Here is a 26,038-nt window from a genome sequence, read left to right as displayed (position 1 = left end):
TTCGGCGGCGACGGGCAGCGGCCACGTCGTCGCCGGATCGGGCGGGTCAGAGCATGTAGGGAATCTTGAATGCCAAGGTAAAGTCCGGTGCATCCGGGGTCAGCCCGATGCCCAGCAGGGTCACCAGCGTGGTGTGCTGGTTGAGTGCATAGGTCACCCCCAGATTCAGTGACGCAGCGTTGGCGTCGCTGCCGATCACCTTCATCCACTTGCCGCCCTGGAAACGGGTGGACGCGCGGGTGCTGATGCGGTCGCTGAAGGACAGGCTGAGGCTGGTGCGCTCGTTGAACGCAAAGGCCACGCCGGCACCGAAGTAGACCGAGCCGCCAAGCTTCACGTCACCCGGGTTGACCGTGTCGGGATTGCTGTCGATGTCACTGAAACCACGCGGGAACGAATGCACGTAGCCGAGGTTGGCGAACAGGATCGCCGGATCGGCGGTCTTGACCATCGACAGGCCGACGTTGGCCTGCCACACGCCATTGCCGGTGGGTTGCTCCCTGGGCACGGCGAAGCGGATGTAGTCATCGTCGTCGCGCTCGATCACCTTCCAGTCCAGGCCGTAAGGCGCGCGCCCGGTGGGGGCGGTCACGCCGGCGGTGAGCACGGTCTCCGGGCGCCAGCCGCGTTCGCCGGACAGCCGGTAGTTCGCGCTCAGGCCGATATCGCCCAGCCCGTTGCCATTGGTTTCTTCCTGCGCGATCGCGGCCGCCGCACCGCCGGCACCGCCCTTCTGGTAGACCGTGCGCCGCGCCAGGTAAGGCACGTCCAGGTTGAGCGTCAGGTTCGGGCTGACACCCCAACGGGCGGCCAGGTTGTAGGTGAGCGAATCGGATTCGACGTTCTCGATGGCGATGTTGCCGAGAAAGATCGCGTCCAGTGCCAGGAAGCCGTTGAGGGTGAGCTGCTTGCGGTCGTAACGGGCGTAGGTGAGGCTGTTTTCGATGGTGAACCGGCGCGAGAACAGCGCCGATTGCTGTTGCTTCACGTCGTCCACGCTGCGCCGTGCCTCCTGCTTTGCCTGCTGCGCTTCGGCGGCGCTGCTGGCGTAGCCTTCGTTGCCGGGAGGAACGGCTGCGGCCGCGGCCTGTGCCAGGGGCGCTGCGGGAGCGACCGCATCCGGGCCGGCCCGGCCCGCCAAGCGGGCCTGCATCGCCTGCACCTGCATGTCCAGCTCGCGCAGCCGCCGTACTTCCTGTGCGTAGTTGGCTTTCAGCTGTGCCAGCTGGTTGGCCAGCGCCTGTACATCGGCGCCTTCGTCCGCCGCCGGTGGCGCAGCGAAGGCGGTGCCCGCCAGCGCCGCCAGCGCCAACGGGGTGATCCTCATCAGGGTGTGCATGTTCGTGTCCTGCGTTGTGGAGCGCTTCCCCCAACGCCGTGCCGTGGTGCTACCGGCCCGGCCCCATGCCGCGGTTCATTGCAATCGCCTGGGCCACGTTCTGGCTCAACGGCAGGTTGCCGCCCGCGGTGTCACGCACCAGCTCCAGCCGCAGCTGGTTGCTGGCGATCTGGCCGTCACCGCTCAGGGCGATGCCCTGGCCGACGCTGCCGTTGCGGATCCATTGCTGGACCAGGCCCTGGCCATCCACCTGCAGCTGCAGGCGAGCCTGGTTGCCGTCGAGCACTGCAGAGGCTGACATGCCCGCCTGCTGCGCACTGAGCGAATGCGTGCCGTCACCCGGCAGGGCCGGCACCGCGCCATCGCGGACCACCAGCGTGGTCGCATTGCGTGCGACGTTGCCATCGCCGGCCACCTGCACGCTCTGCACCAGGCCGCTGGCATTGGCCAGGCCACTGCTGTCGATGTGGCGGCCCTGCGCCTGTGGCAGCGGCGCGTCCGCAGCGGTCACGTGCACGCTGGGCTGGAAGCTCAGTTTCGGGCCGTCGGCGCCGCGGAAGTCCATGCCCAGGGTCAGCGCACCCTGCAGCACACTTCCGTTGCCGGCCTGCCACTGCGAGGCCATCGTTACGCCGAACCAGGCCACGGCATTGCCGCCCATGGTGTAGCGGCCGCGCATCAGGTTCAGTTCGGGATCCGGGATTTCCTGCAGGCCGCGGCCGGGCGCAGCCTCGGCCGCCTGCAGGGGCAGGGCGGGGCTCACCAGCAGCAGGACCATCAGCAGAGGGTGGCGGAACATGGCGGAGCCTCCTTCAGAACAGGTCGGCGTGGCTGAAGCCGAAGTCGACCAGTTCGGCATCGGTGATCGGCCCCTGCCGCGCGTAGAGGGCGCGGGCACTGGGCCGTTCGCTGGGTTGCAGCAGGACCGTGTTGCGATCGAAATCGCTTCCGATCACCACGAATACCGCACGTGATGGCCAGGCTGCCAGGAACTCGGGCAATGCCAGGCTGCGGTTGCCAAGGATGGGATCAGCCACCTCGGCCACACCGTCGCGCACCTGCTTGAGCACCACGAAGTGGCGGAAGCCGCGCACGTCCATCAGGACAAGGCCGGGAACGCGCAGGGTGCGCAGGCGGGCCTCGTCGATGCGATACCCGCGCCCGCGCATGCCCAGCGATTCCACGTAGCGCTTGATGTCGAGCAGCGAAAATCCGCGCTCGGCCACCAGCGCCGGATCGGAGACCCCCATCATCCCTTCGATCACCGTCGCCTCGTCGGTATCCAGGTGGTAGGCATGGCGCAGGATGGTTGCCAGGGCCGCGGCGCCGCAGCTGTAATCAGTGTGCTGCCGCACCACGTTGCGGTAGCGCCGTTCCTGCATGCTTTCCACGTTCTGCTGCAGCAATGCGCCATTGGGCAGCACGCCGGAGAAACGGACCTCGCCCGCCCACGCCGATGCCGTGCCCAGCAGCAACAGGCAGGCCAGCAGGCAGGTCGAAAGGCGGTAGCGTCTCATCGTGCTCTCCAGCTGCAGGAGGGAGCCCCTGTCCCAAGGGGGAGGAGGAACAGGGGCTCCCGGGGACCCGGCCATTGGCGGACGGCCGGGGTGTTGCGCTTACTCGCCGCTGCCACCACCGCCGCCGGTGCTGGGCTGGGCGACTGCCAGGGCCAGGCTGTTGGCCTGCAGGTTGCCGGTGCCCGCAGCAACGTTCACACCGATGTTGCCGGAGGCGCCGGAGAAAGCACTGCCGGACAACGCCGAGGTGTTGGTCGCGTTGACGTTCACCCAGCGCGTGGTGCTGACCGTGCCGCTGAGGCTGGCATACAGGTCGGCCACGCCCAGTTCGACGAACTGGCTGGTGCCACTCTCACGCGTATCGAAGCCCAGGCCGCCCACTCCCGGCCGGTTGGGGTTCATCGTGGCGTTCTGGATCTCGTTGTCCAGATCGATGTGGCCGGTGCTGTTGCCATCCGGGTGTGGCAGATCGCCACTCCAGGTGTCCAGGTAGTAGTTGGCCATCTGGTAGGCGTTGCCGGTGCCGCGATAGGTGCCCGCGCCGTAGGCCAGGGTCAGGCCGCTGACGCCGCCCCGCATCCCGACCTGCACGGTATCCGTGTAGGACTGCACGAAGCCGGCATTGCTGACGGTGTTGCCGGTGGAGACCTGGTTGGAGCTGATGCTCGACTGCGCCACCGCGGTGGTCGCTACCGAGGCCGCGAGCGCGTTCTTCTGCTCGTTGTTGTTGCCCGAGGCGATGTTCACGCCGATGTTGCCCGAAGCACCACCGAAGGCGTTGCCGCCGAGACCTGCGGCGTTGGTGACGCCGGAGTTCAGGGTGGCGTTGCCGAAGCCGGCCTGGTTGACGAACACCTCGGCGTCGGCCATGCCGAAGCTGAAGGACGCATCGGCAGCGGACAGCGATGCGGCATTGTCCTGTGCGTTGTTGTCACCGGAGACCACGTTGAAGCCCAGGTTGCCCGATGCACCTGCACCCACGCTGTCACCGATGGAGGCGCTGTTGGTGACCAGGCTGTTGCTGGTAGCGTTGTTGCTGATCGACTGGCGGTTGTCGATCACCGCGATGGCCGCAGAGTCGAGATCGATGTCGCCGGTGATGTTGGGGTCGCCGGAGAAATCGACGTCGGTGCTGAGGCGCAGGTCCTTCTCCAGGTTCACGTCGACGCCGTGGTTGTTCTTTTCCTTGCGTTCGTCGGCCTGGATGTTGCTGTGCTTCTGCACATTGGCGTTGACGGTGCGGTTGCGCACGTCGTTGTCAGTGTGGTTGTGCGTGTCGTTGCGGGTTTCGCTGACGGTGTGGTTGTGGTTGATGTTCGCGTTGGCGTTCTGGTTGTCCCAGCCATTGGCCGCGGCGGCGGTCGAGGCAGTGGCAATCGCCATGGCGAGCATGGTCCGTTTGACGGTCGCTTTCATGGTGCCCTCTCTCTCATCAGGTGGTGCATCGGTTGGGTGGTTGTCACGGGCGGTCCTGCACGACCAGGCCCAGCACATTGGCCGTGTCGTTGCCGCTGCCCGCGATCTGATTGAGTTGCAGGACCCCGTCGAATCCCCGCAGCGCAGTGCTGGTGACACCAGCGCTGCGGGTGCCCGTCGCGGCGCCGTGACCGGTGCCGTCCCGCCCCCCTGCCAACGCGGAACCTTCGGCGGCCAGCGCCGCATCGTCGGTTTCGCGTATGCCCTGTCCGGCCAGCGTCGCGCTGACGACGTTGAGCGTCGTGTTGGCGATGCCACTGGCCTGGTTGATGGATGCGATGCCACTGGCACCTGCCAGCGCGCTGCCGTCGACGACGGCGGTGGCGTGCAGTGCTGCGCCGAGCACGCGGTTGCCGCCTTGCAGCTGCCGGTTGGCGATCGACACGTTGGCACGTTCGCCCGAGGCGATGCCGCGCAGGTTGGCCTGCAGGTTGAGGTCGCCGGCGGCCTGGTTCACCGCGATGGCGCCGTTTGCACCCGCCAGGGCGCGGCCGTCGATGCGGGCCACGTCGAGGTAGGCGAGCATGCCGCTGTAGTCGTCGGCCTGCGCCATCAACGGCGCGGCGAACAGGACCAGCAGCCAACGTGCCCGCTTCACTTGCCACCTGCCGGGGCCGGGCCCTGCAACGGGAACTGGGCGAGTGCGCCGCGCACGGTATCGCCGATGCCGCGGGTGCTGTTGCCGACCGCGCCGAGTGGGCCGCCCAGCGCGCTGCCGAGGTTGCTGCCAACCATGCCGTCACTGCTGCGCCCCAGCGTGCCACCGAGGGCCTGCTGGGTGACCCGTTCAACGGTGGTGCCACGCGGCGAGGCGACGGAGGCCGCCTGGCCGGCCCCCATGCCGGCATAGTCCTCATCGCTCAGTTCGTCCATGCCGGTCGACGGCCCCCCCGCGCCCAATGCGCTGGCAATCTCGCGCTGTGGTTTCGGGTCGGCGATCAGCGCCATGCCGGGGGGCGCCATGCGATAGGCCGGGCGTGCGGACACGTCCCGCAACAGGACGATTTCGCCCGGTTGCGGCTTCACGCCCTGACGGGCGCCGGATGCAGCGGCGTCCGCGCCAACCGCCAGCAGGGTCACTGCCAGCGCTGCGGCCAGGCCGCGAAACAGGATGGTGCCGTCCATGCCGATCTCCCGCGATGGGTGCGGCGGAACCACGCATCAACCGTGCCAACCCTGAAAGGCCTGTGCGCCCTGCCGGCAGCCGCTCGGCGGAGTGGGGCGCTGCTGCCGGGCTGTTACAGCGGCGAGGGAAAAATGTTGGGATTGCGCAGCGCCAAGCGCCACAGGGCAAGGCGGGCGCCCGACTGTCGCAGGGTTGTTACAGGCGGCGCCGCAGACTGTAACGACGCCGCTTCAGCCAGTGTTTTCTTGACGCGCCGCCCATTGCGCCGCTGTTTAGCAAAGCGCTAGGATCCGCCCAACAAAGGCCGCCGTGGTGGCCGTAGGGGTCCCGGCGGAGGGCGGCACGCCGGCGATTGGCTCACAGCCCGCCGACGGTGTCCGGATGCTGGGGGAAGCATGGCAGCGGTCCCGGAAGCTTCTGCGTCGCGTTGCGTCCTCTGGTTTGGCCAGCCGCTGGCGAACGAGCGCAGCGCGATGGCAGCCGCGGGTTGGTATGTACGCAGCATTCAACCTGATCCTGCGATGGCGATCGGCCTGCGTGGGCGCGATCGCCTGCTCGCCGTTCTGGATCTGCGCCATCTGGACGCAGCGGCCTTGCAGCTGCTCAGTTCCTGGATGGAGCAGCACCTGCATCTGCCCTGGCTGGCGGTACTGCCACCCGGCGCGGGGCCCACGCCTGCGGCCTGGTTGCCCCTGCTTCAGCGCTGCCTTGCGCGGTTCACCCTGCCGTTCGGGCTGCAGGACCTGGTCTGCGCCATGCGCCAGCAGTTCGATGCAGATGATCCTGGGGCCGGCGACGCCTGTGGCGGGCAAGGGCCACGTGCACTGATTGGCGAAAGCCCGGCGCTGCATGCGGTGCGCACGGTGCTGCACAAGTTCGCACCGGTGGACCTTCCGGTGCTGGTCACTGGCGAAACCGGCACCGGCAAAGAGCTGGCAGCGCATGCGCTGCACGCCCTTTCGGGACGCGCGGGCAAACCGTTCATCGCGGTCAACTGTGGTGCCATTCCAGCCAATCTGGTGCAGTCCGAACTGTTCGGCCACGAGCGCGGCTCGTTCACCGGCGCCGACAAGCGCCAGATCGGCGTGTTCGAATCGGCGCACGGTGGCACCGTGTTCCTCGACGAGGTGGGCGACCTGCCGCCCGAGGCGCAGACCAGCCTGCTGCGCGTGCTGCAGGAGGGCACCTTCGAGCGCGTTGGCAGCAGCCAGCCGTTGCGCGCGGATGTGCGGGTACTGGCGGCCACCCACGTCGAACTGGAACACGCGGTGGCGCAGGGGCGGTTCCGCAGTGATCTCTACTACCGGCTCAACGTACTGCGCCTGCTGATGCCGCCACTGCGCGAGCGCGGTGCCGATGTGCAGCTGCTGGCCGAACACTTCCTGCGCTGCTTCCGGCGGCGCCATAGCGTGCGTGCGCGCGGTTTCGCACCGGCGGCGCTGCAGGCGCTGCGGCGATTCGGCTGGCCCGGCAACGTGCGCGAGCTGCTCAATCGCGTGCAACGGGCAGCGATCATGGCCGAAGGCGAGCTGATCAGTGAACGCGATCTGGAACTGGGCGAGCCGGCGCAGGCGCTGCCGAGCCCGATGCTGCACGATGCCCGCGGCCAGGCCGAGCGCGATGTGCTGCTGCAGACGCTGCGCCAGACCGGCTACAACGTGTCCGAGTGCGCGCGGCAGATGCAGATCTCGCGGGTGACCGTGTACCGGTTGTGCCGCAAGCACCGGCTGGAACTGCCGGCGCAGCGCTGATCACCCGGCCGCGACATGCTCAGGCATGGGTATCTCCCGCGACGTCGATGCGTGGGCTGCGGAAGCCCATGGCGATCCAGGCCGTCATCAGCCGTGCATAGAACCGCAGCGACCGGGTCTTCAGGTTCGGCACATCGTCCGGAAGGGCAGACGCATCTGGAAGATCACTGACCATCGTCCGCATCTCCACGGCGGGTCTTGCCGATGCCGGCCACAGCAGGCCATACAGGCTCAGCCAATGGCCACCGCTGAACTCCAGGAAGAGTGGCGTATTGCAGCAGCCCGCCAGGACGCGGCGACTGCCGCCCCTGCTCGACAACCGCAATGCGTGCAGCAGGGATTGCCCTGCATCGAAGCGGACGCGATCCTTGCGCTGCATTACGAAATGCGTCTGGCCGTGTGGTCCAAGTACCTGCGGCGCTCCAGGCATCGACTGCAGCTGGGTGCCGGCCCTGCGGCAGCTGTCGCAGCAGCATTCGACGGTGGCGATGGGGCGACCGATGATGGTCAGGCGGACTTGGCCGCAGGCGCAGGCGAGGGGCTGATGGGAGGGCATCTGCATTTTCTCCTGGGGTATTCATCCTCTCGACGAACCCGGGCTCTGGAAATCGACACCGCCTGCCTTCAGGGCCGCGTCATCCGGTAGCGGACGCGGTACAGGTCCAGTCCCTCGCCGCCTACGCGGCGCGCTGAGTAGGTCAGCGTATCGCGGCGCGAACCATCCAGCATCGCGCCGTAGCTGTCGCTGCCGGGCTCGTTCATGGGCGAGGGCAATGCATGGCCCGCGTCATAGTGGCCTCCACGCTCGTAGGCGATGAACTGGCGGACCGGGGCACTTCCGAAGTCCAGGGCACGGGCAAACACCACCGTTCGGCCATCGCCCAGGAAGGTGGCATCGAACTCCTGCGCTGCGGTATTGAGGTCCCCCGCGAGCGGCCGCGCGGGCTGCGCCACGCCACCGAGCATCACCGCCACGTAGAGGTCATGGCCACCCGCACCGCCGGCACGATCGCTGGAATACAGCAGCGTGCCTGCGTCCGGCGAGAGCATCGGCGCGAACTCATCGGCCGCGCTGTTCACTGCGGGGCCGAGATTGACCGGCGTGCCGAATTGACCGTCGCCCCCCATGCTGACCCGATACAGATCGTCACCGCCGTAGCCACCGGCACGATCCGAACAGAAATACACCACCCGTCCATCCGCGGAAAACGCTGGATCGAAGTCACGGCCCGGTGTGTTGAACGAAACCGGCGCCGCCGGCCGCCAGCGCCGCCCATCGTGGCGCGAGATCCAGATGTCATACCCGCCCGGACCGCCTGGCCGGTTGCGGCTGAACCACAGCGCGGTCTTTCCGTCCGGGCTCAGGGTCAGTCGAATCTCGTCATGTTGCGTGGATGCAATGCCGGGGGCAAAGCGTTCGGCGGGGCCGACGATCTGCAGGCGTTCTGAGGGCGAAGCGAGAGACGATGCAGAGACCAGCAGCATCACCGCCAGCAGCGCCCTCATGCCTGTCGCTCGAAGTCGCTGACCCAGTTGGTCTCCCAGCTGCGTCCGCCATCGGCCGAGGCCGCCTGTTCCCAGCGCGCCGAACGCGGGGTAATGCGTGACCAGATCACCCGCGTCTGGATCGCTCGTCCGTCGTGCTGGTCGTCGCCGAAGAAGCGGCCGACACCGGCGTCGAAACCACCACGCAGAGGCGCGCCAATCCGGGTCGGCTCCCGGCCATCCAGCCACCAGCTCAGCCAGTGCCGCTCCGTTGCATTCCAGGCGCGGATGCCCATTCCGCGCAGCGGCGCTCCAGGCACGTCCATCAGGTTGTCGCCCACGTTGCCGAATCCTCCCAGTACCGGCCAGTTGTGCAGGGTGCCGTTGAACGCGTCCCAGGCATCGCTGCCAGCCAGCCGCGCGCGCAGGCGACGGTGGCGAACGCTCCAATGGCCCACCAGGAAATCAAAATCGCGCGGTGCATCGGTCAGCTTCGGAAGCGGCGAGGGGACCGCAGCGGTGCGACGGAACCAGTTGCGCCAGTTGACCTCCCAGTGCTCGCCCGCATCGGCAGAGAACGCCTGTTCCCACCATGGTTCCTCGCCATGGATGTCATGCCAGCGGAACCACACGTCGATCGGGCGTCCGTCGATCCGGTCGCGGCCGCGGAAGCTGCCGGCAGTGTTGTTGAAGCCCCCACGCACCGGCGGCTCGATACGGCCTGGGGTGCGACCGTCGATCCACCAGATCGACCACTGGGACGACACCGGATCGAACGCACGCACACCCAATCCCCTGTAGGGGCCCGAAGGCAGCGCCATCAGGTTGTCATCGATGGTGCCGAGCCCGCCCAGGGTCAGCCAGACCGCGCTGGAGCCAGTGAAGGACTCCCAGCGGGTGTCTCCCACCAGGCGCTCCTTGAGGCGCTGGTGCCGGACCTGCCAGTTGCCCTGCAACCATTTCCAGTCTTCGCTGTGGCTGGCCTGGGCCCATCCGGCGGGCACGGCGCCGGATGCTGCCGCGGCGGCCAGGGTGGCCAGGAACTGCCGTCGATCCATGTGCGTGATCCCATGCCGGAGGTGCCGCCATCGTTGCGGGAAAAGGGGGGATTGACCACGCAGATACCGAGGCTCAGGCTAAGCCACACTTATGGTCACCCAACGCCAGCTGCCATCGCTTGCCGCCATCCGCGCCTTCGAGGCGGCGGCGCGGCTGGGCAGTTTCGCCCGTGCCGCCGAGGAGCTGGACACCAGCGCGGCATCGGTGAGTTACCACGTGCGGCGGCTGGAGGCGCAGACCGGCACCTGCCTGTTCCTGCGCCACGCGCAGCATGTGGAGCTGACGGATGCCGGTGCCAGCGTCGCGCAGGAGGCCACCCGGGCCTTCGACGCGCTTCGTGCCAGTTTCATGCGCGCCGCGGACATGGATGCCTCGCGACTGCGTCTGTCTGTACTGCCAACACTGGGCACCAGTTGGCTGACGCCGCGCCTGGGCAGCTTTCGCGCCCGCCATCGGAACATCGTGCTGGAACTGGACCTGTCGGCGGAGCCGCAGGACCTGGCAGCGGGGCGTTTCGACGCGGCCATCCGCAACGGGCATGGCCACTGGCCCGGCCTGCAGGCCACGCCCTTGTTTCCCAGTGTATTCACACCGCTGTGCGCGCCGTCGCTGCTGCCCGCCGCACGTGACCTGGGCCGTTGCGGGCTGGATGTCGCGCTGCTCGGGCGGCCAGACTGGTGGGCATTGTGGTTCTGCGCGCATGGGCAGGTTCCACCGCCGGCACTGGACAGTTTCGTTGCGCCGTTTGCTGCGGAGCATCTGGACGTCGGTGCCGCGATTGCGGGGCAGGGGATCGCCATCGGCTCGCCGATCCTGTTCCAGGCAGAGCTGGACAGTGGGCGACTGGTACAGGCGCATCCAGGCGTGGCCGGTGACGGCCGCAGTTTCTGGTTCGTGGCCCCCACTGCGCGCAGCCGCAGCGCCAAGGTCGTCGCATTCGGTGACTGGCTTGGCGAGCAGGCAGCTGAGGCACGGCACGCAGCACGGCATCACCTGGCACACGCGGTGATGCCGTGAACCAGAGCCCCGAACTGCTGCGGCGCCTGCTGCGTGCCAAGGACCGGATGGACCACGCCAGCCACGAAGACTGGCCGGTGGCGCGGCTGGCCGCGGTGAGTGCCGTGTCACCCGCGCATTTCGCGCGCTCGTTCAAGCAGGCATTCGGCCTGCCACCGCACCGCTACCTGCTGAGCCGGCGCATCGAACGGGCCGTGGCGATGTTGCGTGACACCGACCTGCCGGTCACCGAGATCGCCGCGCAGACCGGCTGGAGCAGCCTGGGCACCTTCGGGCGCATCTTCCGTGACATCACCGGCGACAGCCCGGGCAATGTGCGCGAGCGTGAGCGCGCCGGCCAGATGACGCCGGCCAGCGTGCCGGAATGCCACGCACGTGCCGCGCAGCGACCGGACCTGAACATCGCGGTGCTGGAAAAGCGCCGCCGCGCCGCGGTTGCCGGCGAAGGTGCCGCGTAAGCAACCTCCCGTGATGCGGTCGAGGGCGCTCCTGGCGGAGAATCAGGCTGGCACTGTACCGGTGGTCCGCGTGTCCGCCATTGCCGCCGGCGTGTCCCCTGCCAGGTCCTCCAGCCCGGAAACATCCGTATCCAGCAGGCAGCTGGCGAACAGGTAGAAGCAGTAAGCATCGGCGAAATTGGATCCGAGGCCGAATGAAATCCTGACCGCACCGCAATCTCCCTTTTCAAGGATCTTCTCGTCGAACGTCTTGCAGTCGAGGATCTTCCCGGTCTTGTCCAGTTCACAGTGTTCGGCGCCTGCTGTGGCGTAGGTCGCCTGCTGCACGGCGCCGAGGTTGCAGAAACAGCCGTTGCGCAGGGTTATGCCGAAACGGTCCGCGGCGCGCTTGATGCGCGCGTGCGGCATGATCGAACCATAGCAGTCGAAGAAGTTCAGCATCAGTGTTGCGCCCCTGAGTGCGGGAGGGGGGCCATAGACCCGGCACAGCGGCCGGTCGCCCTTGATGCGGTGGCGAAGGGATGACAGTCGTGCGTCTGTCCACGCCGCGAGGGCGCTTGAGCGCTGGGCCAGCGCTTCCACGCCACCCATCGCGGCGATGAATTCGAAGCCTCTGGCGATCGCCGGGAATGCCGCATAATTGGGCGTGCCGACTTCGAAACGCTGGCCGGCGTCGCGGTAGAGCAGGCGGTCGGTGGGCGACCACGGCCCGGAGTAGTAGCACACGCCGCCGCCCGCGAAGGAGGTCGGCTTGAGCATGTCGAGCGCGGCCCGCCGAGCGAGCAGGCAGCCTGCGCCGGTGGGGTAGCCGAAGATCTTGTAGAAGGACGCTACGACAAAATCGGGACGATGGATCGTGCAGTCCAGCCGCGATTGCGGTACCCAGGCCGCCGCATCGCACAGCACCCATGCGCCGTGCTGCTGGGCTCGCGCGATCCACCCCAGATCATGGCGGACGCCGGTCGCATTGGATTGCGCCGGGAATGCCAGCAGATGCGTTGCACCGGGCTGCAGCCGTTGCAACGCACGCTCCATCAGTCCGTCGTGCAGCCGCAGGTCATCGTCCAGGGGAATGTACTTGACCGTTGCGCCCTTCGATGTGGCGTACTCCCGCAAGCCGTGCACCGATGTGTGGTTGTCCTTGGTCAGCAACAGCTGCGAACCCTGCTGGAAGGGGAATGACTCGGCCACCAGCCGGATCGCGCTGCTGGCATTGGCGGTAAAGATGATCTCGTACTCCTCCGGTGTGCATCCGAAGAAGGCGTAGATCTCATCGCAGGCCTTCTGGAAGGCAGCATGGGAGGCCTTCGATCCACTGTGCGGGTTGCCGAGAATCGTGCGCTTGAGCGCCTGGTAGTCCTGTTCGAGCAGGCTGTCAGGTGGCAGCGTTCCCCCCACATGATCCAGGTACGTCACCTGCTGCTCATCCAGCCGCGCGTACTCATGCTGGCGCATTGCCTCGACCAGGTGCTCGGGATACCCGGGATGGTCGGCGAGGAACTGCGCCTTTGCATCGTGGAAGGCTGGCATGGCCCGCGCGCAGGGTGGGGCCGGCGAGCCAGCAGGGCACGGCGGCGAGGGCAGTCGCGAGAGGTTGCGGAACTCGAGCAATGGACGGAAGTCCGCGGGCGGAACGACCGTTGGCAGTGCCGTGCCCGTTGCGTCCGCCACGCCGCGTATCAGCCAAGCCTCTACGCGATAGCGCTGATCGGGCACCTGCTCACGCAACGCGTCCATCATCGCATCGAGGTAGCGTTCCCGGCTGCCGGTATCGCACTGATTGAACTCCTCCAGCAGGATGCAGGCGTTGAAGAGGAACTCGCGGGCATCTGCTTCGCCAAGCGAGAACGCGAGCGGATGCAACGCGGCGGATGCACCTTCGCCGCGGTCCAGCCCCTCGATCGCGAAGGCGCGCGTGATGGGGGAGGGATCGGTCAGGCTCAGGGCCGCATCCATCAGTCGCGATGGCATGCCGAAGTGATTCTGCGACTGCTGGCGAGCCAGTTCAAACAACTGGTTGTAGTGGAACGCCGTCGCGTAGACCCGGCCCCCCGGGCGAAGCACGCGCCGGAACTCGCGGGCAACCCGGGCTTTGTCGGGAGGGAACATCAAGCCGAAACCACACACGATGATGTCGAAGCTGTTGTCCGCGAAGGGCAGCTCGGCCATGTCGACGTCGGGAATCAGTGGGACGTCGCGTTGGAGCTCGACGCTCAATACGTTCCGGGCCACGTCCACCGCGATCGCCGACAGGTCCGTGGCGACCAGGCGGAGGCCCAGCGGCTTGGCCAGGTCCTGGTACAGGTTGGCTGTTATCACCCCTGTTCCACAGGCGACTTCCAGGATGTCGGTGGCACCGGGTGCTGCGCGGATATCCGCAGCGATCTCCCGCGCCAGCAGTTTTCCGTAGGGACTGAATATTCGTGGGCTCAGCACGCGCTCATAGAATTCCATGAATGTGCTGAGTGACCAGTTGCGTTCGGATACCACCTTGCATCGGTGCGGCGAGACATCCTGCATGGCGCACTCCAGGGAGGTGCAGAGGTGCAGTGGGGCGGTTAATCGCGGCCGTTATCGCATGCCTGTCGAAATGCTTTGAGTGATTGATATCACATAATGTGCACTTAATAATTCCAGTAAATGCGCGGCGTCACGCATTCCCGCATTCATGGATGCGCTCGGCGGCCAACATCGCAGTTTTGGAGAAGCGCCACCGCCGGGTGATTGCTATCGTGGCCCCACCTGACGGAGGTCCCATGACAAACACTGTGAACACGGTTGGCCTGTACGTGCGCGACCAGGATGAAGCGCTTGCGTTCTACGTCGGCACGCTCGGCTTCGAAGTGCACACCGACGTGCGCAATGGCAGCTACCGTTGGCTGACGGTCCGCAGCCCCGGCCAGGACGGCTTTCAGCTGGGGCTGTTCGTGCCGGGCCCGCCCACTCATGACGCGACCACCGCGCAGGCACTGCAGCAGCTCGTGGCCAAGGGCGCGATGCCGCCGCTGGTGCTGGCCGTTGATGACTGCCAGGCACGCTATACGCAATGGCGGGCGCAGGGCGTCGAGTTCACCCAGGAGCCGGTCGAACGCTACGGCGCCGTCGATGCCGGCTTCCGTGACCCGTCCGGCAATGGCTGGAAGATGATCGAAGCCCGCTCCGAAGCGAGGCGCCAGCAATGAGCCGGGGTAGCTGGGCGCGGCCCGTGCATCGCTGGACCTCGATCGTGTTCACCCTGGCGGTGATCGCCAACTTCGCCGTCCGTGGCCTGGGGCAGGGCGAGCCTGCGGCGTGGATCACCTATTCGCCGTTGCCACCCCTGTTCCTGCAGCTGTTCACTGGGCTGTACCTGTTCGTGCTGCACTACGCCGGGAAACGCCGCCGCGCCGCGCCGGACGCTGCTGGCTGAAGCGGCGTCAGGCGACCGCGCTGGCCGCGTAGGCGGCAAGCAGTGCCGGCAGCTGGTCCATGCGCTGGAAGATGACCTTCGCACCGGCAGCGCGCAGGGCCTCCGGCGTGCTGTGGTGCGGGCCGCCCTCGCTGAAACCAAATACGGTCGCACCCGCCGCGACGCCGGCGGTCGCGCCGGTCACGGTGTCTTCGATCACCGCACAGCGGGCCGGGTCCACACCCAGCGCAGCAGCGGCGGCCAAGTACACGTCCGGGTGGGGTTTTGTGCGCGGCATGTCCTGGCCACTGAAAACGTGGTTGCCGAAGGCATCGAGGATGCCGACCTTGCCCAGCTGCAGCTTCACCTTGAACAGGTCGGCACCGGACGCGCAGGCAATGCGGCCACCGGTCGCCGCGGCGATCGCACGCACGGCCTCGGGTGCCCCCTGGATCGCCTCAAGGTCCTGTTCCAGCGCACGGTTCCGCTGCTGGCGGAATGCTTCCAGCCATTCGTCGGTGAACGGCTTGCCGGTGCGTTCTGCGATCAGCCCGGCCAGATGGGCCACGGATTGGCCGAGAAAGACCTCGCCCGCCTGCGCCGGGGTCAGCGGCCAGCCGCGTGCGGTCAGCATTTCCGAGAGCACACGGGCCACCAGCGGCTCGGAATCGACCAGCACGCCGTCGCAGTCGAACAGCACGGCATCGAAGGGGAAACGGGACATCTACTACTCCGGGAACAGCCAAAGGGGCAACGTGTCCGCCATTTTCCCATAGCGGGACGGGCAGGGCACGCTGGCCACAGGAACGCTAGACTGCCGGGCCACCCCGCCCAGCGCCTGCACGGGAATACGCCTTGAACCGATTGCGAACATTCTTCAGTGCGTACCCCATCCACTTCGCGATGGCCGCCAAGCTTTACGTGCTCTGCCTGTATCTGCCCGTTGCCCGCCGCCTGGTCGAGTTCGGGCACCGCCTGGGGCCGCCCGAGGCCTCAGGAGAAATCGGCTACGCGCTGGCGGAGCTCGGCTTCAGGCTGAGTCTCTTCGCCGGAGCGGCGGTACTGGTGTCGATGCTGCTGTTCGGGCGTCGGGGTGCGCTGCAGATCCGGCACCCGCTGATCGCTTCGATCGCCTTTTTTGGGTTGCTGATCATGCTGGATCGCGCGATGCGCATTCCACTGGCGCAGGCGCCGTTTGCCGTCCACAGCGCCGCCGCCATCAGTCTGGGCCTGCTTGCGCATGCACTGTTCCTCACGCTGCTGGCATTGGTGCCAGCGCTGCTGATGCAGCGACGCGCACGTGCCGAGGGCAGGCACCATCACCTCATCAGTGCCAGCATGGCCGGCGCCCTGACGCTGATGGCTGGCAGCTCCGTGGTCCCCATTTTGGTGTTGCAGCTGCCTGTGGGATTCTCGCCAGGTGAGTTCATCATGCCCGTTGCCGGCGGCGCCGCGCAGCTGCAGTTTGCGAGCCTGATCCTGCTGGTGGCCTGCGCGCTGGCCACGTTTGCCGGCCTATGGGCCAGCGCGCCGTCGCCGGAACCCGCATCGACGGCGCGCACGATGGTGGTGTCGCTGATCCTGCTTGCCACGACGCTGCTGATCATCCTGGCCAGCATGGCGTACCTGCTGCGAACGCTGTCCGCTGGGGCGCCGACGATAGGGCGCGGGCTTGTCGTTGCCACCGTCGTCGGCGCCGCATTGCAGTTCGTGTTTGCGAGAGTGCTGGCGTCACGATGGCTGCGCGTGCAGGCATCGTGACGTTCCTCTGCCCGCCGGTCAGCCCAGGTCACACCCAGCCGGCTGCGGCCAGGTGGTGGCCGGCAGCATGTTCTTCAGCGAGGCCGGTGCGTTGATCGCCACATAGCTGGCGCCCAGCAGTTCCTCCAGATCGGCAATGGTCACCAGGTAGTTGTCCAGGCTGCCCAGGTTGGCCTCGTTGGGAATGATCCAGCTGATCGCCTTGGCCGTTCCGGTGTTCGGATCACGGGTGATGATCGTCTTCCAGAAGAACTCCGGCGTCGGAATGCCATGGCTGGCCAGGAAGTAATCGTTGGCGGCATCGCCGTAGACCACGCCGCCGTAGACATCCACCGGCGCGATGTCGCGGTAGCACTCGGCCACGTTCTCGGCCTTCACCCAGATGCCCTGGTTGAAGCTGGACACCTGCGGCACGATGTTGGTCATGTAGTTGGCGCGGCGGATGTAGGTGGCGTTGTAGTCCATGTGGTTGGACGTGACCAGATGGCCACGGTCATAACCGGACTTGATGCTGGCATAGGACGCGGTGCTGGCCTGGCCGAGGCAACCGGCCGGCAGGTCCGGGTCCTTGTAGAAGCTGGACGGGCGCGCGGCGGAACCGGTATCGGCGGTGAGCGTGTACTCGTAGCGGGTGGCACTGTGGATGCTGCAGTCGTAGGTGAGCACGAAGCCGCCCTTGTTGAGGGTGACCACCTGGGCCTGGGCGGCGCCGGCGAAGGCACTGAGGACGAACGCGAAGAAGAAGCTTGCAAGGCGCATTTCGATTCTCCAGCAGAGGATTCGGGACGCAGCCGTCCGTCACGACCTGGCCGGGGCGAGGACATGCGGGGATGCTGCGGAGACGGGTGCTGCGGGTTGCGATGGGACCTGGCCGCGCTGTTGGGCCATCAGCCACGCGGTGGCGTAAGCGTCACAAGCTGGCGCCTTGTGGTCAATGACGAAAGGACGAAGCTGTGACCCTGCGCAAGCACTGGTGATATGTCAGATCACACGGCGCGTGGATGACACGCGCGCGTGCTAGGCACCTGGCAGACGTGCCAGCTGCGTGCCTGAACCTGCGGTGGCGGGCACTACAAGGAAGCTTCCTGCTCTTCGTCCGGCGCCAGGCAGGCGGCCTTGCTTTGCTCGCTGGAATCGGCGATGACCGCTTCGCCGAAACCACTGCGGCTCAACCACAGGCGATTCCACCGGTCCAGGGCGTCGCCGTCGCGCGCCCAGCAGGCGAAGCGGGTAATGGTCTCCAGGTTGTCGATGGTCGGGTAACGCTGCGCGATTTCGTCCAGGCCCTGGCGCATCAGCGGCCAATCGAGGGCCGCCGCGCGGAAGTGATCGGCCGAGTACGCGGTGGCCGACCAGTACAGTCGTGCATAGCGCATGGCCCGCTTTTTCTTCGGGGCACTGGCCATCGAGTGCCGCGCGAAGGCTTCCATCTTCTGTGCGTTGCCACCCCAGGCCGGCGTGAAGTGCTGCATGGCAATGAAGTGAAGTGGCTCGTAGTCGGGGAAGGCCTTGGCGGCACGGTCGACAAGCTTCAGTAATTCTTCGTCATCCGCGCTTTCGCGCTGCGCGATGAGGACGGTCATCTCGTGCCAGAACGGGTCGCCGCCGGCAACGCCCTCATGCGATTGCAGGTAGGCCTGCGAAACCGCGTTGTACTCATGGAACTGAGCCCAGTCTTCGGCGCTGACGGTGTTGGCGTAACCGTTGCCGCGGTAGCTCCAGGCCAGATTGAGCGGAATCCGTGCAGTCATCAGGTGGGCCGCCGGCGACTTCGGCCCGTGCTGAACCCAGCGCGCCGCCCAGGCCGACCAGTGGTTCCATGCCTCCACCTCCTGCCGTGCCGTGCCGATCGCACGCGACATGCAGAGGTAGAAACGGCCCAGCCGGGATTCGCCGGCGGCGTCGAGCTCTCCGTTGCGCAGACGAGCGGCCATGGCGTCGAGTGCGGCGAAGTCGTCGTTGGCCATCCATTGCGCGATGTCGGCGCAGTCGTTCGTCGGCTCGGGGGCATCCCCGGCCATGGCGGAAGGGGCGAACAGACTGGCCACGCTGAAGAGCGTGCCGACGAAGAGCGTCCTGCGCATCGGGGGCATCCTTGCATTGATGGGAGCCTGCGGAGGGCCCGCAGCGCCGGGAAGCATAGCAAGGTGCGATTTGCGCCATGCTGCGTCGCAAGGTGCCAGCTACCATTCGCACTGGTACGGTCCGACCCGTTGCACCACCACCGACGGGGAGAGACAACGATGCGCAAGGTTCTGCTGCTGTTGATCCTGCTGACCGGGCTGGCGCCCACCGCTTGGGCAGCCACGGTCAAGACCACCCATCGCACCATCCCAAGCTGGGATGGCACGCCCCTCGGGGCCTTCGTCATCGAACCGCAGGATGCCGGCAGTGGCCGCTACCCGCTGCTGGTGATGCCCAGCAGCTGGGCGGTGCCCAGCGTGGAATACGTGGGGGTGGCACAGTCGCTGGCGCAGCGCGGCTATGTGGTGATCAGCTACAGCTCGCGCGGCTTCTGGGAGTCGGGCGGCAGTATCGACATTGCCGGGCCCGCCACGGTCGAGGATGTCAGCGCGCTGATCGACTGGGCGCTGGACAATACCCGCGCCGACCCGGCAAGGATCGGTGTCTCGGGCATCTCCTACGGCGCCGGCACCAGCCTGCTGGCGGCGGCGCGCGACCCGCGCATCAAGGCCGTTGCCGCACTGAGCGGTTGGGCCGACCTGCAGGCGTCGCTGTACAGCCATGACACGCCCAGCGCCCAGGGCATCGCCCTGCTGGTGGCTGCGGGCCTGGCCACCGGCCGCCCCGGCGCGGAGCTGGCCACCATCAACCGCAATGTGCTGGCCGGCAATTACCAGGGGGCGGTGGACTCGCTGCTGCCGGTGGCGGCACAGCGCAGCCCAGCCAGCAGCCTGGACGAGATCAATGCCAACCAGCCGGCGGTGTTCCTCGCCAACGCCTTCAACGACAGCCTGTTCCCGCCGGGCCAGCTGGTCGATTTCTTCAACCGCCTGAAGGGGCCCAAGCAGCTGCAGCTGCGCCATGGCGACCACGCCCTCAACGAAGCCTTCGGCGCGCTCGGCATTCCCAACGAGGTCTATGCCGCCGTGGGCGACTGGTTCGACCACTACCTGAAGGGCGTGGCCAATGGCATCGACCGCCAGGCGGCGGTGCAGCTGAAGTCGCAGAAGGGCAGCTGGAGCCGCTATCCGGACTGGCAGGCCACCAATGCGGGCGCCGTCAGCTACGGGTTGACCGCACCGACCGGGCTGCTGCTGCCTACCGGCGGGCTGGCGCAGAACGGTGGCGGCACCGGCTGGGACTACCGCATCGGAAGCGGCCTGCTGACTGCCGCCAACTCCGGCGTGGTGATGGCGTCCGGCGCGCTGCAGATGTTCAACCTGCCGCCGGGCGCCTATGTGCCGTTCGTTGGCCGCGCCGCTGCAGGTGTCTGGCAGGGCCCGGTCTACTGGAGCGCACGCCGCCTGGATGGCGCACCGGAAGTGCGGATGACGGTGACGCCCAGCCGGGCCAACACCACGCTGTATGCGTACCTGTATGCCGAAGACGTGCTGGGCAACGGCCAGCTGATCAGCCACAAGCCGTACACGCTGCGCGGAGCCACGCCCGGCCAGCCAAAAACAATCGATCTTCGGTTGGAAGCCAGCAGCTGGAACCTTCCAGCCGGCAGCCGCCTGACCCTGGTGGTCGATACCGTGGACCTGCGCTATGCGGGCATCAGCCAGCTGGGCGGTGCGGTGACCTTCAGCTCACCGGCCAACGCGCCTTCGGTGCTGAAGGTGCCGCTGCATTGATGGGGCGCCGCGCCCGTTGCGGCGGGCGTCGCGCAGGGTGACAGCACGTTGCGGGACTGGGGAGCGATCCAGAACGGGAAGGGATCCATCACCCATGCACGGTCCCGTGCGCCCCAGGTCGACAGCAGGGATGGCCGCTGTGGCGCGAGCCGGCTGACGCGCCGGCCAGGCCGGTGCGTCCACCTGCTCCGGTGGTTCCAGATCGCATTCACATGCCCTGCGGCAGCAGGGCGCTGATCATCTCGTGCTGCCTGGACAGGTTCGCCCGTTGCACGAAACCCTGGATGATCGAGGCCGCCACCTTGCGCTGATTGTCCATGTCCAGCAACGGTGCGATGGCCTGCCCGGAACCCTCGGGGCTGTCACGGAACGGGCAACCGACCGGGCCTGCAGTGGTGAATGTCAGGATCGCCACGGCCACGCGCGCCGCCGGCGAGTGCGGCGCATGGAAGATCACCAGCGTTCGCTCATAGCTGATACCCGTCGAGCGTACGGTTGAGTGCAGGGAATCCTCGATGGTCATGTTCGCGCCGAGGTCCCGGGCAAGTGCAATGAAGCAGTTGGCCGCCGTCGCCTTGCGCAACGTTGCATGGTCGGTGCGGATGATCATCGCGCAGTCGACGCCGGAGATCGGCACCTGGGTGACATCCAGGTACGGGTTCTGTGCCAGTGTCCCGACCAATGCGAGATCGTCGCTGTAGCCGCAGGATGCGGTAGATGTACCCAGGCGTTGCAGCAGCGTTGCGGCCCGCTGCGCACCCCACTGCCGCCCGTGCAGCAGGCGCTGCGTGTGGTTGGCCGACAGGGCGCCGTGATCGAATCCCGAGGATGACGCCTGCATGCGCGCTTTGACCTCACGCATGCAGGCATCGACCTGCTGCATGCAGTCCGTGTCATCGGTGAACACCGGGGCCGCCGAGATGCCATCGATCACCCGGCCGAACGTCGCCAGGTCGCCCTGCTGGTCGCGGTACCAGTCGTAAATGCGCTTCACGTTGCGGCGGCGCTTGTCCAGCTTGTCCGCACCCGGCCAGCCGGGATAGGCAGCGATCTCGCACAGCATGGTCAGGCCTTCCCACAGGTGGTACTCCATGCTGGGCAGCGGCAGCCGCCAGCGCTCCTCCGCGCCGGCATCCTCGGCAATCACCAGATGGTTGCGGATGATGTCCGACCACACTGTCACGGCCTCCACGGTATCGCGGCGCGGCGTGGTCACATCGATCAGTTCCATCAGGATCGGCCGCGGCGTCACCGGGTCATCACCGGCAGGCGCCTTCGGATCCTTCACCCAGCGCGCGTGCCAGGTGTAGCCCATGCGGTACAGCACGAAGGGTTTGATGCCGTCGTTGAGGATGATGCCGGGTGGCGGCGGAGGGGTAGGCGGCGGTTGCACGGGCTGCGGCGTCGGCGGCTGCGGCAGCACCGACGGGTTCGTCACCGGCGCCGACGTGCCAATGCCCTTCAGCGGCTTGCTGGTGAACAGATGCAGGCCCGCACGGTCACGCTCGTACACCTTCCGGAACGTCTGCGGATTGTCACATGTCACCAGGCACTGCTGGCCGGGTGGCACGTGGATGTCCACCGTTGAAAGGTCCACGACCTGGCCAGCCAGGGGGCTCTGGGCGGGCGCGCACACGCTGATCTCCAGCGCGATGTTGAGGCCGGCACCGAGCATCACCTCGATCACGATGTCTTCGACACCGCCGTGCAGGGCATCCTGTGCCGGGATCGGGATCCAGGGGTTGATCACCACCTGCGTATCCCAGTCGGACCTGCCGAAATCGAACAGCGTCGGCGGCGGGTCGGCCGGGCGTTCCAGCAGCGCGTCCAGTGCGTTGCCGCCCTTGACGTAGAAGAACATCAATGGCTCACCGGGCTTCAGGCTGTAGTCCCGCCGCACCTTGCTGGACAGGCTGCGCAGCTGGTCCTTGATGTCCGACAGTGCCTTGACCACGACCGAGCGGACGTCGGGATACAGCTGGGCGTTGTTGATCTGCGCGGTGAGCTGCTTGCTGATGTGGCGCCGGGCCTCGCGCTCGGGCGTGCTCTCTTTCATGGTGGGCCTCGCGGGGGGGCAGGGGATCACACGGGTGCGCGCTGGACGCTCAGGCGGGTGACAGCAGAGCGGCGATCTCCCGGTACCAGCTGATCTCCTGGCTACCTGGCCGGGCGCTGGCCAGGGCCTCGTCAACCTCCAGTGTTCCTTCGCCTGGAACCTCCACCCTTACCCCCAGGACATCACGCAGATTGGCCACCGGCACCCGTCCGACGCTCGCCACCTCCCAGTCGGTCACCAGGCAGGACTGGGGGCGCGCAGGGCTGCTGGCACTGGCCTGGACATTGTTCTCGGCCTCCTGCGCCATCCGCAGAAGCTCCTCGGCCGTTGTGCGGAAGCGAACCAGGGAGAAGCTGCCTCCCCCATCCGGAAACAGTCGAGCACGCAGATCGCATGCGGCCCGTCCCTGCCCAAGCCAGATGCCAAGCTCCTCTTCGAACTCGCGGCGCGCAGCGCGCTCCTTGCGTTCGTTGTTCAAGCGGCCACCGCCGGGCAGGGCCCATTGGCCCGCCTGGTTCACCAGCGCCGGGGGCAGGCTATCCGACCACGCACCGACTTCCGCCACCAGGCGTTGTGCGAGCATCAACGCAGCGGCCCAGTTCGGGGTGCCCCGGGTGGACGGCGGCAATGCGATGGCCAGCTCCCGCAAGGTTGCACGCGCAGCACTGAACGGGGGAGGGGTTCTTGCGTCCTCGCGGAACAGGCTCTGCAGAGCGGCCAGCGTCTCCATGGCGACGTCATCGGTTTGCGGATGCGTGCGTTCGGCGCTTTCAAGCGCTCGGTCCAGTGCGTCCATCGTGCGGGGCAGCGTGCGTTCGCCGCGGTAGGCGACTGACCCCGCGGCGCGCCAGGCGCCGGAAAGCAGCTTCCTCAGCAGATCCCAATCCTGCTCTGTGCCACCGCCGGACGCGTTGCGGATGGCCAGCACAGCGGCCATCGCTTCGGCAGAAAGTACGACAACGGAATTGCTGCCCCACCAGCTGTTGAGCACACGTTTACGGACGACCAGATAGTGAGCACCATCCCAGACTGCGACGTAGACCTGGCTCATGGTGCAACCCCCTGTTCAACCTGCGTGGAGGGGGCTGGGCGCATTGCCGCTGTGCCAGCGGTAGTCCGGGAAAGGCATGCCATGTCTCGCTCCTGTGGGCTCGAAAGAGTGTGGGGCTTGGTGGCGTTGCCATCGGGTTGCAGGCAGTGCGGCACCGTGGATCCACTGTAGGAGCGGGGGGCGAGGGAAGATCGGCGCCAGCCACGATGTATGCGGTGGAACCCACGGAACAGGAGAGCAGGGCCGTTGATTCCCCCGCATTGGCGCGAAGCTCGTGGCCGCGCAGGCGTCAGCGGCTGCCGGCGCCCATCTCCGGGTCGTGCAGGCCCCGCAGCTTCTTCTTGTTGATCTTGCCGACGCTGGTGCGCTCGATCGCATCGACGAACCGCACGCGGTCCGGGATGGCGTAGCGCGAGATATCCCCCGAGCGGCTGCGCGCTGCGACCAGCGCGATGATCTCGTCTTCGGTCACGTCACTGCCAGGCTGCCTGACTACCAGCGGCAACGGCCGCTCGCCCCATTTCGCATCGGCGATGCCGATCACCGCGACTTCGTTGACTGCAGGATGCAGGGCGATGATGTCTTCCAGCGCCAGCGAGGAGATCCACTCGCCACCGGTCTTGATCACGTCCTTGATGCGGTCGGTCACCCGCAGATACCCATTCGCATCGATGTTGCCGATGTCCCCGGTGTGCAGGTAGCCACCTGCCCACAACGCCGCCGATGCATCCGGATCATGCAGGTAGCCCTGGGTGAGCCAGGGCGCGCGCACCACCACCTCGCCGGTAGCCACCCCGTCGTGGGCGACATCCCTTATCTCCGGGTCGACGATGCGCAGGTCCACCAGCGGCACCGGAATGCCCGCCTTGGTCCGCAGTGACAGCGCCTCGTCCGACCCGGCCAATGCATCGGCATCAATCTGTGCCAGGGTGAGCAGCGGGCAGGTTTCGGACATGCCGTAGCCACCGAAGATATCGATGCCACGTGCAAGTGCCCGCTGCGCCAGCGCTCGTGGCAGGGCCGCACCGCCGATGATCAATTTCCAGTTGCGCAGGTCGGTCTGTGCCGCGTCGGGGTGGTCGAGCAGCATGTGCAGGATGGTCGGCACGCAGTGCGAGAAAGTCACCTTTTCGCGGGCGATCAGCGCCAGCAGGTTTCCCGGCAGGTAGCGGCCCGGATAGACCTGCTTGATGCCGAGTAGCGTCGCCACGTAGGGGACGCCCCAGGCGTGCACATGGAACATGGGCGTGATGGGCATGTAGACGTCGCCGCGGTGCAGCCGCCCTTGGTTCGATGCGCTGCCCAGGGCGGCCATCGCCGCCAGGGAATGCAGCACCAGCTGCCGATGGCTGAAGTACACCCCTTTGGGCAGGCCGGTGGTGCCGGTCGTATAGAACACCGTGGCGCGGGTGTTCTCGTCGAAGTCCGGGAAGTGCTCGATGGGCGTGGCCGTGCGCAGCCCGGTTTCATATTCCGTCACGAAGCCCGATGGCAGTGGTCCTTCCGCGTCGTCCAGCAGTACCCGGGCGTGCAGGTCTGGCAGTTGTGCCGCCAGGCCCTCCAGCAGCGGCAGGAACTCGCGGTTGGCCAGGATCACCCGCGCGCCGCTGTGGTTCAGCGTGTAGGCAATCTGTTCCGGCGCCAGACGGATGTTCACCATCATCAACACCGCACCGATCATCGGCACGGCGAAGTAGGCTTCCAGGTAGCGGTTGCTGTCCCAGTCCATCACCGCCACGGTGTCGCCCTGCCGGACCCCAAGCGATGCCAGCAGCCCGGCCAGCTGGCCGATGCGTGCCTGCAGCGTGCGGTAGTCGAAGCGGACCTTGTCGCCGTAGACGATCTCCTGCCCTGGATGTGTCGCCAGCGGCGTGAGCAGCAACTGCTTGATCAGCAGCGGGCAGGTATCGGCGGCAGGGGGGAATGACATGGGGGTTCCTTGTGGGCGGCGTAACGATCGCCGGTCGTCACTGCCCACACTAGCCATCCTCGCGGACCACGCCAGCGTACCTAGGTCCCCTGTCCTTGCCGGTGCGATTTGCTAATCTCGCCTCGACATGCCAAGCCTGCTTATCGCCGATGACCATCCCCTGTTCCGTGCGGCGCTGCATCGCGCGGCCGAGGAGGCCGTCGCCGACCTTCAGATCTGCGAGGCCGATTCGCTGGACAGCGTGCTGGAAACGCTCGAGCGCCAGCCGGTCGACCTGATGCTGCTGGACCTGCACATGCCAGGCAATCACGGGCTTGCCGGATTGGCGACCCTGCGCGCATTGCAGCCGGGCCTGGCGATCATCATCGTCTCGGCAAATGAAGAGCCGCAGGTGATCCGACGTGCCATCGACCTGGGCGCCGCCGGCTATCTGCCGAAGAGTTCGGGGTTGAGCGAGCTGCAGTCCGCGCTGCATTCCGTGCTGGAGGGCGAGCGCTGGATTCCGGCACTGCTGCGCGAGCCCGTGGCGAGGGCTGCGCCTTTCAGCAGGGATGCGGATCTCGCCGCGCGCCTGGCCAGCCTGTCGGCGCATCAGTACAAGGTACTGAGCCTGGTGGCCGAAGGCCTGCTCAACAAGCAGATCGCGGACCGTCTGGGCGTGCAGCTGCGCACGGTCAAAGCGCATATGACGCGCATCATGGAACGGTTGGGGGTGCGCAATCGAGCGCAGGCCATCCGCGTACTGCACGAGATGGGGTTGGCCGATCCATCCCGGCAGCTCGAAGCCCCCCGGGACGCCTGAAACT

Annotated in this window: 24 protein-coding genes; 8 read left to right on the top strand and 16 right to left on the bottom strand. The window is 67.0% G+C overall.

The features are described from left to right. Positions 1-46 precede the first annotated feature (46 nt). The 6 genes from B9Y82_RS08875 to B9Y82_RS08850 all read right to left on the bottom strand — a co-directional run bounded on the left by B9Y82_RS08875 (position 47) and on the right by B9Y82_RS08850 (position 5,457). Positions 47-1,339 carry a transporter gene (locus tag B9Y82_RS08875; RefSeq protein ID WP_100472486.1) on the bottom strand — a complete coding sequence of 431 codons (1,293 nt, stop codon included), beginning with the start codon at positions 1,337-1,339 and terminating at the stop codon, positions 47-49. 49 nt (positions 1,340-1,388) lie between these two features. Next, positions 1,389-2,138, bottom strand: a complete 750-nt coding sequence (locus tag B9Y82_RS08870; protein ID WP_100472484.1) for a hypothetical protein — start codon at positions 2,136-2,138, stop codon at positions 1,389-1,391. Positions 2,139-2,151: 13 nt separating this feature from the next. Next, entirely contained in the window at positions 2,152-2,856 is a 705-nt protein-coding gene (locus tag B9Y82_RS08865; protein WP_100472481.1) for a C39 family peptidase, read from the bottom strand. A gap of 99 nt (positions 2,857-2,955) precedes the next feature. Continuing rightward, positions 2,956-4,272, bottom strand: coding sequence for an adhesin (locus B9Y82_RS08860; RefSeq protein WP_100472479.1), 1,317 nt, complete (start codon positions 4,270-4,272; stop codon positions 2,956-2,958). Positions 4,273-4,315: 43 nt separating this feature from the next. After that, positions 4,316-4,885, bottom strand: coding sequence for a hypothetical protein (locus B9Y82_RS08855; protein ID WP_100475199.1), 570 nt, complete (start codon positions 4,883-4,885; stop codon positions 4,316-4,318). Between the two features lie 41 nt (positions 4,886-4,926). Next, entirely contained in the window at positions 4,927-5,457 is a 531-nt protein-coding gene (locus B9Y82_RS08850; protein WP_100472477.1) for a hypothetical protein, read from the bottom strand. Positions 5,458-5,853: 396 nt separating this feature from the next. Between B9Y82_RS08850 and B9Y82_RS08845 the strand changes: the two genes are divergently transcribed. After that, positions 5,854-7,209 (top strand): sigma-54 interaction domain-containing protein, encoded by a 1,356-nt coding sequence (locus B9Y82_RS08845; RefSeq protein WP_100472474.1) that lies wholly within the window; start codon positions 5,854-5,856, stop codon positions 7,207-7,209. 19 nt (positions 7,210-7,228) lie between these two features. Here the strand turns inward: B9Y82_RS08845 and B9Y82_RS08840 are convergent, their stop codons facing one another. The 3 genes from B9Y82_RS08840 to B9Y82_RS08830 all read right to left on the bottom strand — a co-directional run bounded on the left by B9Y82_RS08840 (position 7,229) and on the right by B9Y82_RS08830 (position 9,752). Continuing rightward, on the bottom strand, positions 7,229-7,588 hold the full coding sequence (locus tag B9Y82_RS08840; protein WP_238381570.1) for a hypothetical protein: 360 nt from the start codon (positions 7,586-7,588) through the stop codon (positions 7,229-7,231). A 245-nt stretch (positions 7,589-7,833) separates the two neighbouring features. After that, on the bottom strand, positions 7,834-8,715 hold the full coding sequence (locus B9Y82_RS08835; protein ID WP_100472470.1) for a TolB family protein: 882 nt from the start codon (positions 8,713-8,715) through the stop codon (positions 7,834-7,836). Then, a complete protein-coding gene (locus B9Y82_RS08830) occupies positions 8,712-9,752 on the bottom strand; it encodes a twin-arginine translocation signal domain-containing protein (protein ID WP_100472468.1) in 1,041 nt (346 codons plus the stop codon). The genes B9Y82_RS08835 and B9Y82_RS08830 overlap by 4 nt, the downstream gene beginning before the upstream one ends. A 91-nt stretch (positions 9,753-9,843) precedes the next feature. Between B9Y82_RS08830 and B9Y82_RS08825 the strand changes: the two genes are divergently transcribed. Further along, complete coding sequence (locus B9Y82_RS08825; protein ID WP_100472466.1) at positions 9,844-10,770, top strand: LysR substrate-binding domain-containing protein; 927 nt, start codon at positions 9,844-9,846, stop codon at positions 10,768-10,770. Further along, positions 10,767-11,228, top strand: coding sequence for a helix-turn-helix domain-containing protein (locus B9Y82_RS08820; RefSeq protein ID WP_100472464.1), 462 nt, complete (start codon positions 10,767-10,769; stop codon positions 11,226-11,228). Before B9Y82_RS08825 ends, B9Y82_RS08820 begins: the two co-directional genes overlap by 4 nt. A 42-nt stretch (positions 11,229-11,270) precedes the next feature. Here B9Y82_RS08820 and B9Y82_RS08815 read toward each other — a convergent pair whose 3' ends face one another. Continuing rightward, positions 11,271-13,748: an aminotransferase class V-fold PLP-dependent enzyme gene (locus B9Y82_RS08815; RefSeq protein WP_100472462.1), complete on the bottom strand. Its 2,478-nt coding sequence runs from the start codon at positions 13,746-13,748 to the stop codon at positions 11,271-11,273. Between the two features lie 236 nt (positions 13,749-13,984). Between B9Y82_RS08815 and B9Y82_RS08810 the strand changes: the two genes are divergently transcribed. Both B9Y82_RS08810 and B9Y82_RS08805 read left to right on the top strand, forming a co-directional pair. Then, complete coding sequence (locus B9Y82_RS08810) at positions 13,985-14,410, top strand: VOC family protein (RefSeq protein ID WP_100472460.1); 426 nt, start codon at positions 13,985-13,987, stop codon at positions 14,408-14,410. Beyond that, positions 14,407-14,637, top strand: a complete 231-nt coding sequence (locus tag B9Y82_RS08805; protein ID WP_100472457.1) for a hypothetical protein — start codon at positions 14,407-14,409, stop codon at positions 14,635-14,637. The genes B9Y82_RS08810 and B9Y82_RS08805 overlap by 4 nt, the downstream gene beginning before the upstream one ends. A 7-nt stretch (positions 14,638-14,644) precedes the next feature. On the opposite strand, the gene B9Y82_RS08800 is transcribed toward B9Y82_RS08805, so the two are convergent. Further along, entirely contained in the window at positions 14,645-15,340 is a 696-nt protein-coding gene (locus B9Y82_RS08800) for an HAD family hydrolase (RefSeq protein ID WP_100472454.1), read from the bottom strand. A gap of 131 nt (positions 15,341-15,471) precedes the next feature. Between B9Y82_RS08800 and B9Y82_RS08795 the strand changes: the two genes are divergently transcribed. Beyond that, on the top strand, positions 15,472-16,377 hold the full coding sequence (locus B9Y82_RS08795; RefSeq protein WP_238381569.1) for a hypothetical protein: 906 nt from the start codon (positions 15,472-15,474) through the stop codon (positions 16,375-16,377). 18 nt (positions 16,378-16,395) lie between these two features. Here the strand turns inward: B9Y82_RS08795 and B9Y82_RS08790 are convergent, their stop codons facing one another. Next, positions 16,396-17,136: a DNA/RNA non-specific endonuclease gene (locus B9Y82_RS08790; RefSeq protein ID WP_100472451.1), complete on the bottom strand. Its 741-nt coding sequence runs from the start codon at positions 17,134-17,136 to the stop codon at positions 16,396-16,398. Between the two features lie 311 nt (positions 17,137-17,447). Beyond that, positions 17,448-18,470, bottom strand: coding sequence for a hypothetical protein (locus tag B9Y82_RS08785; RefSeq protein WP_238381568.1), 1,023 nt, complete (start codon positions 18,468-18,470; stop codon positions 17,448-17,450). A gap of 150 nt (positions 18,471-18,620) precedes the next feature. Between B9Y82_RS08785 and B9Y82_RS08780 the strand changes: the two genes are divergently transcribed. Beyond that, positions 18,621-20,195 carry a S15 peptidase family protein gene (locus B9Y82_RS08780; RefSeq protein WP_100472446.1) on the top strand — a complete coding sequence of 525 codons (1,575 nt, stop codon included), beginning with the start codon at positions 18,621-18,623 and terminating at the stop codon, positions 20,193-20,195. A 208-nt stretch (positions 20,196-20,403) separates the two neighbouring features. Here B9Y82_RS08780 and B9Y82_RS08775 read toward each other — a convergent pair whose 3' ends face one another. The 3 genes from B9Y82_RS08775 to B9Y82_RS08765 form a co-directional block, all read right to left on the bottom strand. Continuing rightward, positions 20,404-22,251: a hypothetical protein gene (locus B9Y82_RS08775; protein WP_100472443.1), complete on the bottom strand. Its 1,848-nt coding sequence runs from the start codon at positions 22,249-22,251 to the stop codon at positions 20,404-20,406. 49 nt (positions 22,252-22,300) lie between these two features. Then, the gene (locus B9Y82_RS20755; protein ID WP_157804608.1) at positions 22,301-23,302 is read right to left on the bottom strand and encodes an NUDIX domain-containing protein; all 1,002 of its coding nucleotides are present in this window, start codon (positions 23,300-23,302) and stop codon (positions 22,301-22,303) included. 289 nt (positions 23,303-23,591) lie between these two features. Then, positions 23,592-25,232 carry a fatty acid--CoA ligase gene (locus B9Y82_RS08765; RefSeq protein WP_100472439.1) on the bottom strand — a complete coding sequence of 547 codons (1,641 nt, stop codon included), beginning with the start codon at positions 25,230-25,232 and terminating at the stop codon, positions 23,592-23,594. A gap of 127 nt (positions 25,233-25,359) precedes the next feature. Between B9Y82_RS08765 and B9Y82_RS08760 the strand changes: the two genes are divergently transcribed. Continuing rightward, positions 25,360-26,034: a response regulator transcription factor gene (locus B9Y82_RS08760; RefSeq protein WP_100472436.1), complete on the top strand. Its 675-nt coding sequence runs from the start codon at positions 25,360-25,362 to the stop codon at positions 26,032-26,034. Positions 26,035-26,038: the final 4 nt, after the last annotated feature.

Source organism: Stenotrophomonas maltophilia, assembly GCF_002799155.1.
Classification (GTDB): Bacteria; Pseudomonadota; Gammaproteobacteria; order Xanthomonadales; family Xanthomonadaceae; genus Stenotrophomonas; species Stenotrophomonas maltophilia_R.
Note: the sequence above shows the minus strand (reverse complement) of the source record. Positions and strands in the feature narration are given on the sequence as shown.